This is a genomic window from Cupriavidus necator (assembly GCF_013141915.1).
In the GTDB taxonomy this organism is placed as follows: domain Bacteria; phylum Pseudomonadota; class Gammaproteobacteria; order Burkholderiales; family Burkholderiaceae; genus Cupriavidus; species Cupriavidus necator_B.
Genome location: NZ_SROX01000040.1, coordinates 1 through 1,355, shown reverse-complemented (window position 1 = coordinate 1,355; position 1,355 = coordinate 1). Strand labels below are relative to the sequence as shown.

Below are 1,355 nucleotides of genomic sequence, written 5' to 3'. Positions count from 1 at the left end.
AATCTATGGTCAGCCCGATCTTTGCAAGGTTGAGGTCGATGATCTGTGGCTTGCCTAAATCTATCCGGAGTCTGCTTGGAGATTGCTCCCCGCTCCACGATGAAAGTCGCGCCCAGTGGTCCTTAAAATGTCCGCAGCTTGTTGGCAGCTAACCAATTTGTCAGGGTGTCCACCGGGCCACTGGGCCGTTAGGTCATCAAAGTCAACGTCGCAAAACCAGAACTAACAAAAAACCAGCGCGGTCGGCCAACCTTCAGGTGGTCGCGGCCACCTGAATTCGGTAATCACTGCGGCGGTACAACAACGCCCACGCTATCCTTGCAAGCTTATTGGCCAAGGCACACGCGACCACGTTTGAATGGCGCCGTACGAGCATCTTCCGAATCCAGTCTCCGAGCGCATCGGTGCGTCGGTGAAGGCGCGTCATCACGGCTCGGGCGCATTGAATCAGCAGACACCGCATCGTCTTGTCGCCCCGCTTGCTGATGCCAAGCAGAATCGGTCGTCCACCGGTGCTGTACTGCCTTGGTACCAGCCCGATCGATGCGGAGAAATCTCGACCGGAGCGAAAATGCTTGGCATCACCAAGCTCTGCGGCCAGCAAGCTGGCGGTGATGGCTCCGATGCCCGGGATGGCTAACAGACGCTGAGCGTTGTCGTCTTCCTTGAGTTGCTGCGAGAGTTCAGACTCCACTTGCTTGACCTGGTCGTCAAGGTACTTGAAATGGGCGTGCAAGCGGTCTAGCACCTGCACGAGCCTGGGAGGCAGCGTGTGCTCGGCCAACGTGACGGGCAGCCGCTCAATGACACGCATGCCGACGCGTAAGCTGATGCCAAACTCAAGGAGAATGCCGTGAATGCGATTGACGGTTGCCGTGCGTTCTCGCACCAATCCTTCCCTGACGCGATGCAGCGCGGCCAGCGTTTGCTGGGCTTCTGTCTTGGGCGTAACGTAATGCATGGCGGGTCGGGAAGCCGCCTCGCAAATAGCCTCCGCGTCCACGAAATCGTTCTTGTTGCCCTTCACAAACGGCTTGACATACTGTGGCGCGATTAGCTTGGCGTCGTGACCGAGTGCCTGCAGCTCTCGCGCAAGGCAATGGGAGCCTGCGCAGGCCTCCATGACCAGCGTGCAGGGCGGAAAGTTGCTCATCAAAAGGAGCAACTGCTTGCGCGTCACCTTCTTGCGCCAGAGTTCATGCCCACCGCGATCCTGGGCATGCAAGTGAAAGACATGTTTGCCGAGATCAATGCCGATCAACGCGACTTCACTCATGGCAGTCTCCCTCCGAGAAGTAACGCCTCCAGCCTAGGCGATGCATCGGGCGATCGGGCTGACCATTTCATTATGTCCG

1 protein-coding gene is annotated in these 1,355 nt (G+C 58.0%); it reads right to left on the bottom strand.

The window, feature by feature from the left end; all coding sequences use genetic code 11:
• Positions 1-253: 253 nt before the first annotated feature.
• Entirely contained in the window at positions 254-1,276 is a 1,023-nt protein-coding gene (locus E5S69_RS32045; protein ID WP_115737184.1) for an IS110 family transposase, read from the bottom strand.
• Positions 1,277-1,355 lie beyond the last annotated feature (79 nt).